This is a genomic window from Staphylococcus sp. GDX7P312P (assembly GCF_008385775.1).
GTDB lineage: Bacteria > Bacillota > Bacilli > Staphylococcales > Staphylococcaceae > Staphylococcus > Staphylococcus haemolyticus.
Map to the genome: position 1 here is coordinate 1 of NZ_VUKI01000022.1, position 16,528 is coordinate 16,528.

17 protein-coding genes are annotated in these 16,528 nt (G+C 34.0%); 10 read left to right on the forward strand and 7 right to left on the reverse strand.

The genetic code is table 11. The annotated features are described in order from the left end of the window. On the forward strand, positions 1–283 hold a 283-nt coding region (locus F1592_RS06120; RefSeq protein WP_149809392.1), incomplete at its 5' end, for an LPXTG cell wall anchor domain-containing protein. 129 nt (positions 284–412) lie between these two features. Here F1592_RS06120 and F1592_RS06125 read toward each other — a convergent pair. The 5 genes from F1592_RS06125 to F1592_RS06145 form a co-directional block, all read right to left on the reverse strand. Further along, positions 413–790: a hypothetical protein gene (locus F1592_RS06125; RefSeq protein WP_053016259.1), complete on the reverse strand. Its 378-nt coding sequence runs from the start codon at positions 788–790 to the stop codon at positions 413–415. A 457-nt stretch (positions 791–1,247) separates the two neighbouring features. Then, positions 1,248–2,075, reverse strand: a complete 828-nt coding sequence (gene phnE / locus F1592_RS06130) for a phosphonate ABC transporter, permease protein PhnE (RefSeq protein ID WP_053016258.1) — start codon at positions 2,073–2,075, stop codon at positions 1,248–1,250. Then, the gene (gene phnE / locus F1592_RS06135) at positions 2,072–2,872 is read right to left on the reverse strand and encodes a phosphonate ABC transporter, permease protein PhnE (protein ID WP_053016257.1); all 801 of its coding nucleotides are present in this window, start codon (positions 2,870–2,872) and stop codon (positions 2,072–2,074) included. Before phnE (F1592_RS06135) ends, phnE (F1592_RS06130) begins: the two co-directional genes overlap by 4 nt. Position 2,873: 1 nt before the next feature. Continuing rightward, positions 2,874–3,647, reverse strand: coding sequence for a phosphonate ABC transporter ATP-binding protein (gene phnC / locus F1592_RS06140; RefSeq protein ID WP_053016256.1), 774 nt, complete (start codon positions 3,645–3,647; stop codon positions 2,874–2,876). Between the two features lie 315 nt (positions 3,648–3,962). Then, positions 3,963–4,922, reverse strand: coding sequence for a phosphate/phosphite/phosphonate ABC transporter substrate-binding protein (locus F1592_RS06145; protein ID WP_053016255.1), 960 nt, complete (start codon positions 4,920–4,922; stop codon positions 3,963–3,965). A 304-nt stretch (positions 4,923–5,226) separates the two neighbouring features. On the opposite strand from F1592_RS06145, the gene F1592_RS06150 reads away from it, so the two are divergent. Then, positions 5,227–6,768 carry a bifunctional metallophosphatase/5'-nucleotidase gene (locus F1592_RS06150; protein WP_053016254.1) on the forward strand — a complete coding sequence of 514 codons (1,542 nt, stop codon included), beginning with the start codon at positions 5,227–5,229 and terminating at the stop codon, positions 6,766–6,768. A gap of 73 nt (positions 6,769–6,841) precedes the next feature. Beyond that, entirely contained in the window at positions 6,842–7,405 is a 564-nt protein-coding gene (locus tag F1592_RS06155; RefSeq protein WP_053016253.1) for a hypothetical protein, read from the forward strand. 70 nt (positions 7,406–7,475) lie between these two features. On the opposite strand, the gene F1592_RS06160 is transcribed toward F1592_RS06155, so the two are convergent. Both F1592_RS06160 and F1592_RS06165 read right to left on the reverse strand, forming a co-directional pair. Further along, positions 7,476–8,645 (reverse strand): MFS transporter, encoded by a 1,170-nt coding sequence (locus tag F1592_RS06160; RefSeq protein WP_149809391.1) that lies wholly within the window; start codon positions 8,643–8,645, stop codon positions 7,476–7,478. Between the two features lie 361 nt (positions 8,646–9,006). After that, the gene (locus tag F1592_RS06165; RefSeq protein WP_149809390.1) at positions 9,007–9,927 is read right to left on the reverse strand and encodes a DMT family transporter; all 921 of its coding nucleotides are present in this window, start codon (positions 9,925–9,927) and stop codon (positions 9,007–9,009) included. 155 nt (positions 9,928–10,082) lie between these two features. Between F1592_RS06165 and F1592_RS06170 the strand changes: the two genes are divergently transcribed. The 7 genes from F1592_RS06170 (at position 10,083) to F1592_RS06200 (ending at position 16,453) form a co-directional block, all read left to right on the forward strand. Beyond that, positions 10,083–10,565 carry an RrF2 family transcriptional regulator gene (locus tag F1592_RS06170; RefSeq protein WP_053016250.1) on the forward strand — a complete coding sequence of 161 codons (483 nt, stop codon included), beginning with the start codon at positions 10,083–10,085 and terminating at the stop codon, positions 10,563–10,565. Positions 10,566–10,708: 143 nt separating this feature from the next. Continuing rightward, complete coding sequence (locus tag F1592_RS06175; protein ID WP_011274640.1) at positions 10,709–10,912, forward strand: helix-turn-helix transcriptional regulator; 204 nt, start codon at positions 10,709–10,711, stop codon at positions 10,910–10,912. Further along, positions 10,909–11,628 carry a DUF3169 family protein gene (locus F1592_RS06180; RefSeq protein WP_107609933.1) on the forward strand — a complete coding sequence of 240 codons (720 nt, stop codon included), beginning with the start codon at positions 10,909–10,911 and terminating at the stop codon, positions 11,626–11,628. The genes F1592_RS06175 and F1592_RS06180 overlap by 4 nt, the downstream gene beginning before the upstream one ends. 90 nt (positions 11,629–11,718) lie before the next feature. Then, the gene (locus tag F1592_RS06185; RefSeq protein ID WP_053016248.1) at positions 11,719–12,564 is read left to right on the forward strand and encodes an ABC transporter ATP-binding protein; all 846 of its coding nucleotides are present in this window, start codon (positions 11,719–11,721) and stop codon (positions 12,562–12,564) included. After that, positions 12,564–13,199, forward strand: coding sequence for an ABC-2 transporter permease (locus F1592_RS06190; RefSeq protein WP_053016247.1), 636 nt, complete (start codon positions 12,564–12,566; stop codon positions 13,197–13,199). The genes F1592_RS06185 and F1592_RS06190 overlap by 1 nt, the downstream gene beginning before the upstream one ends. A gap of 165 nt (positions 13,200–13,364) precedes the next feature. Continuing rightward, complete coding sequence (locus F1592_RS06195; protein ID WP_149809389.1) at positions 13,365–14,150, forward strand: arylamine N-acetyltransferase family protein; 786 nt, start codon at positions 13,365–13,367, stop codon at positions 14,148–14,150. Positions 14,151–14,194: 44 nt separating this feature from the next. Further along, positions 14,195–16,453 (forward strand): ATP-binding cassette domain-containing protein, encoded by a 2,259-nt coding sequence (locus F1592_RS06200; RefSeq protein ID WP_107609931.1) that lies wholly within the window; start codon positions 14,195–14,197, stop codon positions 16,451–16,453. Positions 16,454–16,528 lie beyond the last annotated feature (75 nt).

The following is a 16,528-nucleotide window of genomic DNA, read 5'->3' on the forward strand; positions in this document are numbered from 1 at the left end:
ACAAGACCCTGCTAAACACCAGGCTGAAGATAATGACATGGGATTCAATGGCTATGCTGAAAAGCATCATTTAATTAAACAACAAGATCAATCAACAAAATCACAAATGAATTCGCCACTTAGTAAACAAGCAACTCGTTCTCAACAAGCGAGTCAAACTTCATTACATCACGAATTACCTATGACAGGTGAACGCACCTCAACGACAACGTTTGTTTACAGTTTTATAGCTTTCATATTAGGCGTAGGTGTAATTAGCCTCAGACGTAAATTTTCGAAATAAGCAATAACTATATTTTTCTAATTATCTGTTACTTTTATTACTAGAGCATTTCTTTTATGCATATGAAAACGAAGAAGCTATCGCTACAGGTGAATCAACCTATAAGCGATAGCTTCTTTTTTATAATCTCTAAACTAATAAGAATTTAATGCCTCTAATAATATTTTTAATGAACAAATAAACGCCTACTACCACCAATACAACTGCAATTGTCCATGAGCCAAAAACAATCCAGCTTTCTGTATTAGTTGATGCATTGCCCATAACACTAGCAGATAGCATCAATGCTAATGGCGCTAATGTAAAGCAAACCCAAGTAAGTATATGGTTAAATAATGCTTTACGAGCATGAATTGATACAGGTTTGTCAGCGATAATCCACATTACAATAGGTAATAGTACCGGTGCAAAAAACACACTTAAATAACTTATAGATGATGCAATATTTTCATTTCTACTACCATAGAATTGATCGTTTCTATATTTATTACTATTTACATTTTCCATATTTACTCACCTCACTTATATATAAACATATAAAATAGGATATTTTTAGAAAGAAAGCCCAAAATTACAACTCTGTAAGTTTAAGATAGTTTATAACTTTGTAGAAATGTGAGACATAGCTATGGCAAATAAATTAGTAAATGAATGGTTAAAATTTATATCTTAATGCAATAACATTTCAATGTAGTTAGAACACAATGTTGTAATTCATCGACAAGGTTATAATGCTGACAAACGTGATGCTTATGCTGCGATGTCAAAAAGGTTCGTCATCCCTACAATGAAGTCAAAATCATTTTTGAAAATACATTACATAGGGCTTTTAAAACATAAAAAATAAACCATGGTAATGGGACGCCACTCATATCAAATGCATTGTCCCATCTCCATGGTATATTTAAACATTTAGAGCATCGAGCCGGTTAAATATACTTTAAAATTTAATCGTCTCTCTCATCTATACAATTCGCTTACGTATTGCTCCTGAAATTAAATCAACAATTGCTACCATAATAACTAATCCGATTAATATGATACCTACCCTGTCCCAAGAACGTGTTTGAAGTGCAAAAATTAATGGTGTACCAATACCTCCAGCACCGATAAGTCCTAGAATCGAGGCAGAACGTAAATTCAATTCAAAGCGATATAACACAAGTGATAAAAATGATGGTAATATCTGTGGTATAACTGCAAAGATCAAAGTTTTCGTCTTGTTAGCACCACTTGCTTTCAATGCCTCGACTGACGTGAAATCTAGCCTTTCGATATCTTCAACGAATAATTTCCCTAGCATTCCCACTGAATGAATGCCCAAGGCTAATACACCTGAAAATGATCCTGGTCCAACTGCTTTAATGAAGATTAAAGCCATGACAATTTCCGGAAATACACGAATGACACTTAATATAAATTTAGTGATGCCAGTTACTGGTCGTACTTTAATTAAATTTCGTGCACCTAGAAAGGCAAATGGAATACATATAATAGCAGCGATAAACGTACCAATCACCGCAATCGCAAACGTTTCAAGTAATCCACGTAATAAATCTTCACCAGCAGGAATATATACATAACCCCAATCCGGATGAAAAAGTCCGTTAAAAATAGATTTTAAAATTTCAATGGATTTGGATTTTAATTCTAATGCGGGCATTCCTACAAAACCCCACGCAATAATAGCCAAAACAACAATTGCAATGATCCAATTTTTTATTATTTTTTGCTTGTGCTTTTTTGATTTAACGGGATACTTTTGTTCTAAATTATATTTATTTTGTGTCATGCGAGTTGTTCCCTCACTTTCGAGCTTACATAGTCAATTATGACAACAATAACTAATGTAAATAGAATAATCATCGCAGTTTTAGGATATTGGAATAAGCCTAAAGTAGAATCATAGAACAATCCAATACCGCCAGCGCCTACAAGACCAAGTACCGCTGAAGCACGAATGTTAATTTCAAAAGCGAACAACACATATGAGAAGAAAGTTGATAATATTTGTGGCACAACTCCGAAGACAATCCATTTCGTTTTATTTGCCCCAACTGCCGTCATGGCTTCCATTGGGCCTGGATCTATGGTTTCAAGTGCTTCATAGAGTAACTTTGCAATAACACAAATAGTTAAGATAAATAGTGCTAATACACCTGGAATTTGACCAATACCGAAGACAGCTACAAATATAGCTGCTAGTAATAAATCTGGTATCGTACGCACAATATTTAAAATAAAACGAGCCGGAATTGAAATCCATTTCGTTTTAACAATATTACTTGCACAGATTAAAGCAATTGGGATAGATACAATCGCGCCTAGAAATGTCCCAACAATAGCCATGCGAATGGTATCTAACATAGGTTTCAATATTGTATGTATATATGCCCAGTCTGGTGGTACCATTTGTCCAAAGAATGAACCAATTTGAGGTAAACCTACCATTAAATCGGCAAAACTAAAGCCAGTATATAAGAAACTCCATATTATTAAAGCTAATACTAGAAAAATAGTAAAACTCGTTTTAAGCGAAAACTTCTTATTCAAATATTTATCATATTTACTCGTTGTAGGCGCCGTCATATTATTCAACCCCTAGCTTCTCATCATCTTTAAGTTTACGACCGTAAATATCATTAAACACTTCTTCAGTTGCCTCACTTGCAGGGCCATCGAATACAAGTTCACCAGCACGAAGCCCTATAATACGCGTACCGTATTCAAGTGCTAGATCTACAAAGTGCAAGTTAATAAGAATTGTAATACCTAATTCTTCATTTATCTTCTTTAAATCATCCATCACTTGTTTTGTTGTTAGAGGATCCAAAGACGCTACAGGTTCATCAGCTAAAATAATTGCTGGTTCTTGTGCTAATGCACGAGCGATTGAAATACGTTGTTGTTGACCTCCTGATAATTCATCAGAACGTTGGTCATATTTATCCAGAATATTCACTCGCTCTAAAGCATCCATGGCCTTTACTTTATCTTCTTTTGGAAAAAGCCCTAACACCATCTTCCAAGTTGGATGATAGCCAACACGCCCACTTAACACATTGCGTAATACAGATGATCGTTTTACAAGATTAAAATGTTGGAAGATCATCCCAATATTACGGCGCATCATTAGTAGATCTTTACCTTTAGCTTTCGTAATCGATTTACCTTCAATAAGAATATCACCAGATGTTATATCATGAAGTCGATTAACTGATCTTAAAAGCGTTGATTTACCTGCACCTGACAGGCCTACGATAACTGCGAAATCTCCCTTTTCAATACTCAAATTGATGTCTTTTAATCCTACATGCCCATTTGGATAAACTTTATTGACATCTTTAAATTCAATTTGACTCATTTAAATAGCACCCTTCATTTATTACAAAGAAAGGCGTGAGACAGAATTGTTTATTAATTCGTTGTATCTTTAGCTTATTGAAATTCTCTTTGCTAGGGTCTGCTCACACCCACAAGGACGACTAGAACTGAGAAAGCTTGTTTTATGTGCCATCTCAGTTCAGCCAGCTACTGCAAATTTGCTGAGTAGCCTTAAAAATATTATTTTCGACCTTGCTCCTCTTTGTCTTTTATTAATCTACAATGTTCATTAGTCTAATTTTAGATATGTTGTGATAATAATAAAACTTCAATTTCGTTTAATGATGTTCTAATATTATTTCATATCTTGAACTTGTTTTTCATATTTTCTTACAATATCAAAGTCTGAATCTTTGGCATCTGTGTATCCTTCATGAGAATATACTTCACTGATGATTTTGTGACCTTCTTTTGTTTTTGCGATATCTTTAAATGCTTTTTTAAGTTTATCTTGGAATTCTTTATCCATATCTGGACGAACTGAGATTGTGTCATTTGGAATAGGTTCTGTTAACTTAATAATCTTAGTGTCTTTAAATACGTTAGGTTGATCTTTTTTAACAATGTTACGTGCATCTTGGAATACTGCTGCCGCGTCAACATCACCATTGAGTAATGAAATAACCGCTTGGTCATGCCCTTTCACATTTACAATCTTCATATCTTTAGTAGCGTTAATGCCAGTCGCTTCTTTAAGTGTCGCAATTGGGAACGTGTAACCTGCTGTAGACGTTACATCTTGTAATGCGATTTTTTTACCTTTTAAGTCTTTTAAATCTTTAATTCCAGAATCTTTTTTGACCAAAATTTCTGATTTATAATCTTTAACTAATTTGTCTGAGTTAGACCCATCTTTGTTAACGCCATAACGTTGAGCTTGTAACAATAAATCTGCTGCTTTTTGATCATGTGCTAAAGTGTAAGCTGTTGGAGGTAAGAAACCTACATCTACTTTTTTAGACTTCATCGCTTCTACGATTGTATTGTAGTTAGTTGATACAGATACTTTTACTGGGATATCTAATTTTTTAGATAATAATTTTTCAAGTGGCTTTGCTTTCGCTTCAAGTGTGTCCGCGTTTTGAGATGGCACGAATTGCACTGTTAATTCTTTAGGTTTGTAACCATCTTTACCAGAATCAGAACCGCTGTCAGAACTTTTGTTGTTGCTATCTAATGAGCTATTATTTCCACATGCTGCCGTAAAAATAATAACTGTTAAAGCTAGCACTAAAAGATACTTCATTTGCTTCATAACTGTAATGCCCCCGTTCGATATGTATAAATCGTGTAATTTGTCAATTTAATTGACAATATAAGATTAGCACAATATTAATTAAAATAGTATTTAATTAATGTCAAATTTATATAAAATACGTTTATATCATTAAGGTATTGTAAATTATTTCTAAAAATTCTTTTTAAAATCTATTCTGTATATCTTTTTTACTATAACTTTGTTATATAAAGATAAATTTATTTTTGGAGATGAATAATGATTGATTATCACGCATACCTTATAATTATAAATAACTATCATTAATGAAAGGATGGTACTTATGACTCAACTTAGCTTTTATATCGTTAGTGATGTTCACGGCTACATATTCCCAACTGATTTCTCACAGACGAATCAACAGTTACCTATGGGTTTGTTATATGCTAATCAACTTATCGAACAATCAAGCAAAAACGACGATATTTACTTCAAAATCGACAACGGCGATTTCTTACAAGGGTCACCTTTATGCAACTATTTAGTATCAGAGTTACGCTCTAGCAAACCGTTAACAACGATATATAACCGCTTAAATTTTGATTTGGGAACGATTGGTAATCATGAATTTAACTATGGCTTACCATACCTTAAAGACACACTACAAAACCTTAACCATCCAGTGCTTTGTGCTAATATTTTAGACTCAAAACAACAACCTTTTACAGGTGAAGGCGTGCATTATTTTGAAAAGGAAGGACTAACAGTAGGCGTCATCGGTTTAACTACGCAATACATTCCCAACTGGGAACAACCTCATCATATCGAAGGCTTAACTTTCAAGAGTGCGATTGAAACACTTACCCAACTATTACCTAATGTCCGTGAAAAAGCTGACATCGTCGTCGTTTCATATCACGGCGGATTCGAACGTGATATAGATACAGAGGAACCAACTGAAGATTTAACTGGTGAGAATGAGGCTTCCGAAATTCTACATCGTTTCCATGAAAGCATCGATGTATTGATTACAGGTCACCAACATCGAGATATCGCGACAGTTAAATATGAAACTGCCGTTATTCAACCTGGTACACGTGCAACACAAATAGGTAAAGTAACGCTAACGATTGGCGACAATAATCAGATTATTGATACGCAAAGCGAATTGTTACCTGTAGTGGCAGACTCAGAATACAGTCTATTACCGGAAGATTCTAAGCTATTAACACATCTAGAAGACTGGCTAGATACTGAAATCACGACCTTACCTGAACCGATGTTAGTAGAAGATCAATTTGAGGCACGAATGAAACCTCATCCACTTATTAATTTAATAAATGTTATGTTATTGGAGAAAAGTGGTGCTGATATTGCAAGTACGGCACTCTTCGACTCAGCAGCAGGATTTAATACACGTATTACTATGCGTGATATTATTAATAATTATCCTTTTCCCAATACATTCCAAGTTTTAAAACTTACTGGTGCAGGCATTAAAGCCGCTTTAGAAAAATCAGCAAGCTACTTCACGCTTAACGATAAAAATGAAATAACAATCAACGATGCATTTTTATATCCGAAACCACAGCATTTTAACTATGACATTTATGGCGGTATCACTTATACCATTCATGTAAGAGAACCTATTGGTCAACGCGTAACTGATATTAAGGTTGGCAATGAGCCACTTATCAGTGATAAAACTTATACCATTTGTGTCAACAACTATCGTGCTGTAGGTGGTGGTAATTACAACATGTTTGCTGACGCACCTGTAGTCAAGGACATACAAGTAGAAGGTGCACAACTTTTAATTGATTTCATTACCAATAACGATATATCTAACATATCTCAAGTTCTTAACTTCAAAGTCGAATTATAATTTTCTTCTTACATTATTTAAATAGTGTACAATATAAGTGTAAATATTCTCACTAGAAAAGGAGTTCATTATTATGAGTGAATTTTTAGCTGCCATTGTCGGAGGTATCTTTGCGCTAATTGGGACATTTTGGGGAATTAAATATCAAATCACTAAAGAGAAAGAAGAAAAACGTGAAGATTATAAAAATGATATTTTGAGTATGATAGATTTAACTGCTTATAAAGCATCTAAAATAAGTAAAATTCATTTAAGTGAAACCAATGCTCTAATAAACAAGCCGCAAACGTTAGAAAAATGCGATGACGTGGAGGAACTTTTTGTAAAATTAGACGATCAAATTCAAGAATTATTGGGTACTATGAGTCACCATGAAGAGGAATCTAATAAACCTATTCGTGATTTACTAAATTGCTATGAATCATTGGAGAATTATATCTCTAAATTTTCTATAGCTGCAAGAATCTATAATGATAAATACGAAACAAACTCTGACGATAAACGCGTTATCATCGTGAGAACCAAAGAGAAATTAGATCGTAACATAGATACGTTCATAAATGATTTACGTCAATTTTCTAAACATCACTTTAATCACGATATGTACGAACCAACATTAAAATTCGAATCTGAATAACTATAATCAAACACCTCTAATATCAGTACGATTACACACTGACATTAGAGGTGTTTCTTCAACTCAACTTTCATTTTTCAAATTGGATATGTTTCTTTTCATAAAAATAATTAACTGCATTAATTAAAATACCTAAAATAATTATTCCCCCTGACACAAAGGTAATCATTAAATAAGGTAAACCGATCGATAATAAAATTGAACCAATAATGGCACCTAAGAAATTTGCCACATTAAAGATTGACGCCGCTAATGTACTCGCAAGTAATGGTGCTTCTTTGGCACTTAATATAATCTTACTATTTAATAACGGTGTCGTACCAAATGTTCCAAATCCAAATAAGAAACATATAATAATAGCTAAAATCGCATTATGCACGAAAGTGACAAATAATACGATGGTTAAAAATAGTAATAAAAACGTATAAAATAGATATTTTGTCAGTTTAGGTTCTGGCACATTCCCTGTGATTAAGTTGCCTAACACACCGCCTAACCCAAACATAAATAGACAAATTGTTAATCCTACTATTTTAAAAGGTGCGAAGTCATATATCATTGGTTCCATAAACGTATATGTTGTGAATACGCCAGAATAACCAAAGACGATAATAGACATCACGATTAAAATGTGTGGGTTTTTAAATACTTTTAATTCATTTTTTACATTAGATTCTGTACTTAGAGATACATCTGGTACAAACTTCAACATACCTAGCATTGTAATAATCGCTAAACCAATCATAACGCCAAATACGGCTCTCCAATTCGCAAAGCCACCTAAGAATGATCCGAATGGCACACCAATCATAACCGCAATTGTTAATCCTGCTTGGACTAATGCGATGGCTTGCGGTTGTTTACCACGAGGTGCAACGGCTGCAGCCACACTCATACACACGCCAAAGAATGGTGCGTGCATTGAAGCTGACAACAATCTTGATAACAGCAATACTTGAAAATTGGGTGCCAACATCCCTACCACATTACTACCTATAAATATGGCAACCAAAATGGGTAATAAGCGTTTGGCACGAACATTCATTGTGAATATACGCATAAATGGTCCAATTAACGCAACACTCACAGCATATACACTGATTAATAAACCTGCACTTGAAATAGACACTTTCATATCACTTGCGATTTGAGTTAGTAATCCCGTTACAACATACTCTGCCATCCCCACTGTAAATGTACCTAACATGAATATGAAGAACATCATTCTGTTACCTTTCATCATTGCTACCTCCTTTTTTATCGCTCTCAAAAATAATACGAGTGCTATATTACAAAAAATTAGATACCATGTGAAGAGATTTGTTCAGATTTTTTTATTTTCTTAAGTCAGTGTTTGCAAGTTTTCATATATTTTCATTGTATTAAAATTAAGACAATTTCAAAGATATAGTATTTCGAAAACCTTCCATATATGTAACATTTTCAATCAAAATATCGCTATGTTAAACTGACTAGCATAGGAGTGATATGATGTCTGAATCTAAAAAAGATAAATCCAAACAGCCACTTTGGGAACTCATAATTAATATTATCCTAGAACTATTTAGTGCGATCATTCGATTTTTCAAACATTTATTATCTTAACTTCTCTGGTGATGTGGCGAATAATTAATAATGATCAATGCTATTACAACACACAAGCCACCTATCATAATGTGCAATGTGAAAGGTTCACCTAACCCTATAATTGAAAAAATAGTCGAAAATAAGGGCACTAAAAATAGAAAACTGCTCGAAATCGTAGCACCTCGTAAATTTAAACTGCTAAACCATAATCCAAATGATCCAATAGACGCAGGAAACACAAGCCACCAAAACCATAACCATCCCCAACCATTCAATTGTCCAATGTGATAGTGCTCTCCTAACAATTGGCTAATCAAGAACATGATGATGCCACCAAATAATAGCTGCCATCCCGTTAATACCCATGCACCTTTATCAAACTTAAATTGCTTAGTCACGACAGTATTACATGACCAACATAGTGACCCAAGTAATGCGACACACGCACCCCACCCTAGCAATGTACGATCTACCCCTAGACATATCGTAACCCCAATTACACCAATCACGAGTGCAACCATTTTAATCATTGTTAAACGCTCTTTCAGTATAAAATGCGCAAGAACAGCTAACCATAATGGATTGGTAAGCAGTAAAACAGCAGACATTGAAGAGGATACACCCAATGACATTGCTATATTTAATAATCCCATTGTTCCAGCCGTTTGTAATAAACCGATTGTAGCGACAAATATAAAGCCTTTATAACTATTATTATCAATAGATGGTAATGTGTTTTTGATGCCCCTTTTCAAAAATAAAACCAATAAGATAATGAATCCCGCGATGGTAAAACGCCATCCGCCTAGTAACATAGGTGGCACGTATTTAATTGAGATGAGATACTTCCCAGTTGGAAAAGAAGAGCCCATACATATGGTCGTTAAAATAATACATATATAGAAGTATAAATGCGAACGTTGATGTAAATTCATAGATGTCATCTCCAGGTCATATATTAAAGATAATTAAGATATTCTTTATCTTTAATTAGTATTATAATGCACCCTTTCTATTTTTCAATCATAATATATAAAAATTTTATATTATATTTTATAATAGAAGAAACGTTTATCATTGGAGGACTGTTATGAAATTATCTATAGGATGGGAACAAGCCGTCTATGTTCTCTTAATGCTGAATCTACTATCAGAACATAGCGTGATGACCTCTACTGCTTTAAGTGATCGTTTAAATGTTTCAGATTCTTATTTAAAGAAGATTATTAAAGCTCTTGTTAAAGAAGGTCTCGTTAATTCTTCTACAGGCAAAAATGGTGGCTTTTCTTTAAATAAGCCTTTAAATCAAATCACATTTTATGATGTTTTTCTAGCAATTGAAGGTCGAGACGCGATTTTTTCTAGTCAGCAATTATTGAAACCTTTCTTAGGTGAAAAGGAAGGTCAAAGAGCAGAAATGTGCGTAGTTAGTCATGCTTTAAATAAAATTGAAGCTACTTTAATTTCAACATTAACTTCTATTACGCTAGATGAAGTCAATCAAAACATCGTCACAAAATATCGTCTAAACGATCTAAACCAATGGGTCTTAACAAATAGTAAAACACGGTAAATCAAGCCTTCAGGATGTCTAACTTCAGACAACCCGAAGGCTACTTTTATATCTACTTTGACAAAAATATAAGTCTTTTTGACTAATATACTTGTCAAAATGACAAAGATAATGTAACGTAAAAGCCAAGGAGTTGATGAATATTGCGAAATCGTCTTAAAGAATTACGTGCTCGCGATGGCTTCAATCAAACACAACTCGCTAAACAAGCCGGTATCTCTCGGCAAACAGTTTCTTTGATTGAACGGAATGATTTTATGCCGTCCATTTTAACAGCCGTTAAAATTGCGCGTATATTCAATGAACCAGTTGAAAATGTCTTTATATTTGAGGAGGGAGATTTATGAAAGTAGGCAGATATTTACTCTATTTATTGATAGGAGGTATTATTGGTGGAATGATAGGAGCCTCAATAGGAATGCTAAGTGATGGGAACACCTTTGGTATCTTACATTTCGCTTCATACAATTTCACGATTATCGTTACCATTATCGCTTCATTAATTAATATTGGACTTATCTTAGCGATTTGGAAGACCTCTCAGACATCTTTAAAATACAAACATAAGACTGAAAATGCCAATGATGCCAACCTCGATCAACATGAACAAAAAGCTAATTTAACTTTCATGAGAACTGGCACATTATATTACATTACAGTATTAGTCGCTTTATTAAACATATTTATTATTGCCTTAGGTAATGGCCCATCGTCTATTTTATTTTTAGTCATTGTGCCTTTTATATTGACATTAATTCCGTCAACCATGCTTGGTTTCTTTTATAGAAAATTTGACACCCGTATGCCTAAACAAGGTGAAGCCAATTATACAGAACGTATTTTACAAAATATGGATGAAGGTGAGCGTCATATTACACTTGAATCAATGTTTAAAGTATATCACGTCAATATTTCCTTAATAATGGTAGGCGCTATGTTCTTAGGTATCTTTTCAATCACTACAGGTATTAACCAAGCAGTTGGCATTGGCATCTTAATCATTTTATTCGCTTACAACACATTTGGTTATATGTTAAAAGTACGTAAATTTTACAAATCCTAGTTATTTATTAATTAATCTATATTATGATAAAAGTAACTAATCTTTAATTGAATTAAATCTAATACTAATCAACAGAAAGAGAGGATTATTATGGAACATCTATTGCAAGTGCAAGATCTCAACAAGTCGTACAAAAAATCGAATTTCCATTTGAAAGATATTTCTTTAACACTTCAACCTGGCGAAGTGATTGGTTTAATTGGTAAGAATGGTTCAGGTAAATCAACATTGATTAACACATTAGTTGGTAACCGTTTTAAAGATTCTGGAGAGATTTCATTTTTTGATCAAGTTGTCTCAGATAAGGATTATGCATACAAAGAGCATATTGGTGTTGTATTTGATGACTTACGTGTGCCTGATAAACTCGAAATTAAAGATATGGATAAGGTTTTTGCAAATATTTTCAAAACGTGGAACAGTGATCGTTTCTTTGAAGTCATTCAGCGTTTCGAATTACCAACTAACGCTCAAATTAAAACATTCTCAAGAGGAATGCGTATGAAAGCAGCCTTAGCCATGGCTCTAGCGCATGATACAAAATTACTCATACTGGACGAAGCAACTGCTGGTATGGACGTATCAGGACGTGAAGAAGTCATTGAAATGTTGGAAGACTATATTTCAGAGGGCAATGGCATACTCATTTCATCTCATATTTCAGAAGATATAGAACATTTAGCTACAAAATTAATCTTTATGCGTGATGGTGAAATTGTACTTCAAGAAAGCAAGGAAGAATTGTTAAATCAATACGGTATTGTCGAAGTTGATGAGCATGATGATTTAGATATTCCACAAGACATCATCATTGCATCAAGAGTGAGACAAGGTCAACGCCAAATCTTAGTCAAGGATTGGTCTAGTGTGACAAACGCTCACCCACTTAACACTATTGATGACGCAACAAAATTAATTATGAGAGGTGATAAATAATGAAAGGTCTAATTTTAAGTAGTTTCTATGCATCTAAAAAGTCACTTATCACATATTTAATTGTAGCTATTGTAGCAAGTTTCTTATTCGCTTTTATAAATCCAGCAATGGCATGTTTCTTACCAATGATTTTCCTATTATCACCAGTGACGGATAACTTAAAGCGAGAAAAAGATTCTAAATGGATGTATTATATTTCAACATTGCCAACACATCGAAGTGCTTACATTAAAAGTTATTTCGCATTTTATGGCATACTCATCTTTATCGGATTAATTATTGGATTAATTGCAGTATTAGCGATACATCAGAATTTAATGTTAACACTTATTTCAGGTTTAGTAGGTATTGGTGCGGCAGGCACATATGCTATCATGTTCCCGTTAACATTTAAATTTGGTCCTGAAAATTCAAATGTCATCATGATTTCAACATCGGTTATCGTTCTTATTTTATTCTTTATTACTTACTTTGGTGTTATTATGTCTGCCATTGTACGTTCAGGTTCATTCTCTGATTTAGGAACAAATCCTACTGATATACTCTTCATCGGATTATATGCAATACTCGGTTTAATTTGTTTAGTGGCTTCTTATTTCATTTCAATAGCCATTTTCAACAAGCAAGAACTGTAATTTTTGAATAATAACATAGTTTAATATATAAATACTGGTTCTAAACACGAGGCATCAACTGCTATCAAGTGTTTAGAACCTTTTTCGTTTCTATTCTTACATGCGTCATTCCATCATTATAGGGTATGGATTACTAAAAGCTTTTAACAAAGGAGTCCTCATCTAATGGATATTCAAGCTATCGAACACTATTTAAATATTGATTCATCAAAATATCATGAACCTTCACTTGAAGCACTCAATTATTATATTAAACGCTATATGTTGACGGTTCCTTTTGAAAATATCAATGTCCAAAATGGCATGCCTGTTTCTGTAGAAATTAATGATTTGTATGATAAATTGATCAATCAGCATCGTGGTGGATTCTGTTACGAAATGAATCATTTCTTTGGGACTTACCTTGAAGAAAAAGGTTTCACCGTATATCGTATGTCTGCGACTGTAGAACAGCCTAATGGCAATCGCAGTCCAGAAGGTTCACACATGTCACTTGTTGTTCCAATTAATGATGTAAATTATATTGCAGATGTAGGTTTTGGTGACTTACCTTTACAGGCCTTACCTATTACAAATATAGATCCTACTCATCCTGTTACAGATATTACAGGTGAATTCCGAGCAATTTCAGAGCATGAAGGAACTTATAGCATTCAGAAACTCGAAGACGATAGTAGGATCACACGTTACGAGGCTCGTTTCCAACCTAAACAAATAGAAGATTTTGAAGATATGATTCAATATAATTCACAACATCCAGATTCTATTTTTGTACAACAACTTATCGTTACTCAACCACAATCATTTGGACGTGCTACGATGTCTTTACACCATCTCACGCTAAGTAAACAAGATGGCAAAGATAAATATGATGTAACTTCAGATAACTACCGAAACATTTTAAAGGAATACTTTAATCTTGATGTTAAAATCAAACCACTAGAAGCATAATTTAATATGACCAGCAAGGTAATCTAGATTTAAGAGGTGTAATTATGACAAATATAGACATTATTGGTGCCAAACAAAATAACTTAAAAAATATAAATGTATCAATTCCGAAGCACCAATTAACAGTTTTTACAGGGCGTTCAGGTTCGGGTAAGTCTTCCCTCGTCTTCAATACTGTAGCTGCAGAATCCGAAAGATTGTTAAATGAAACATATTCAAGTTATGTGCAACATCAACTGACACAATATGAGAAACCAGACGTCGATCAAATTAAGCATCTTCCTGTCGCAATGATTATTAATCAGAAACGTCTTGGAGGTAACTCTCGTTCAACTGTAGGTACAATTTCTGATATTTACGCGTCCGTCCGACTGCTATGGTCACGTATCGGCGAACCATTTGTCGGTTATTCAGATATCTTTTCTTTCAATAATCCTAAAGGTATGTGTGAAACATGTTCAGGATTAGGCTATGTTGAAGATATTGATTTAAATGAATTGCTTGATTATGATAAATCACTTAATGAGGATGCGATTAAATTCCCTTCATTTAGACCTGATAGTTGGCGAGGTAAACGTTATTTATATACAGGTTTATTTGATAATGATAAGAAATTAAAAGATTATACGAAAGAAGAAATGAATACGTTTTTATACACCGAACCAACTAAATTAAAGAATCCACCTTCAAATTGGCCTAGAACTGCTAAATTTGAAGGTCTTATTCATCGTTTCCGTCGTTCATTTTTACTCAATGATAATTTTGAAAAGAAACGTTTTAAAGAAGATATTGACCGTGTAGTATCGAAACATGATTGTCCTGATTGTCATGGACAACGTCTTAATGACACTGTATTAAGCTGTAAAATCAATGGCTTAAATATTGCAGAATTTACAAACCTACAAATCGATGAGGCGTTAGCCTTTTTAAGAAAAATAAAATCAGACAAAGCCCGTGTGATTATAGAGCCACTTAAGAAACAACTAGAAGCATTAAGTTATATTGGGTTGAATTATTTAACACTAGCGCGAGAAACAACTTCACTATCTGGTGGTGAGTCACAACGTATTAAACTCATTCGTCACCTTAATAGTCCTTTAAGCGACTTAGTCTATATTATTGATGAACCAAGTGTCGGACTACATCCAGAGGATATTCAGCGTATCAACGATATCATTCAATCTTTAAAGGATAAGGGCAACACAGTGCTCGTTGTAGAACATGATCCAGATGTTATAAAGACCGCTGATCACATTATTGATTTAGGACCTTTAGCAGGTAAAAATGGTGGTGAAATTACATTTACTGGCTCTTATAATGAATTACTCAGTTCGGACACAAGTACTGGTCAAGCGTTGAACCGACAGCATCAACTTAAAGAAACGCCACGTAAAGCGAAAGATATGCTTCAAATTGCTAATATTAGTCGCAATAACTTACAAAATGTCTCAACTGAACTACCTAAGCATGCAATGACTGTTGTTACAGGTGTTGCAGGTTCAGGTAAAAGTTCACTCATCACTGCTGGATTTGAACGTGAACAAGAGGCTATCTTTATTGACCAGAAACCTGTCCATGCATCAAATCGTTCTAATCTACTTACTTATTTAGATATCTTTGATGATGTACGTAGTTTCTTTAGTCAACATACTGGTCTTAAAAAGAGTATGTTCAGCTATAATTCAGAAGGTGCCTGTCCGGAATGTCATGGTAAAGGTGTTTTAAAAACGGAACTTGCATTTATGCCAGACTTTTCACAAGTATGTGAATTATGTGGTGGTACAAGATATCGTCCAGAAGTGTTAGAAGCAAAAGTAGAAGGCTATTCTATTGCGGATATTTTAGCATTAACCGTGGATGAAGCCATTGAGAAATTTAGCGACAGTCCAGGTATTACACGACCGCTTCAAGCATTAGCGGATACAGGATTAAACTATATGACTCTTGGACAATCATTAGATACCCTTTCAGGTGGTGAAATTCAACGTGTGAAACTAAGCCGTTACCTGACACAAGATGTGACCGATAAGATCTTTATCTTTGATGAGCCAACAACTGGGCTACATGAAGATGATTTGCCAATTCTAATCGATTGCTTTAATCATCTTATTGAAGAAAGCAATACGGTTATCTTGATTGAACATAATTTAACGATGATGACTCAGGCGGATTGGTTAATTGATATTGGGCCTTATGCTGGTGATAAAGGTGGCCAATTACTTTATGCGGGTGAACCTAAAGGCATTTTTGACATCGACAATTCCGTAACCGCTAAACATTTAAAACGATATATTGGCCAATAAATAAACTAAACAAATACCCCCACATGCTGATTAGACACGTGGGGGCATAATTTTGCCATTATGAATTTTATCTAC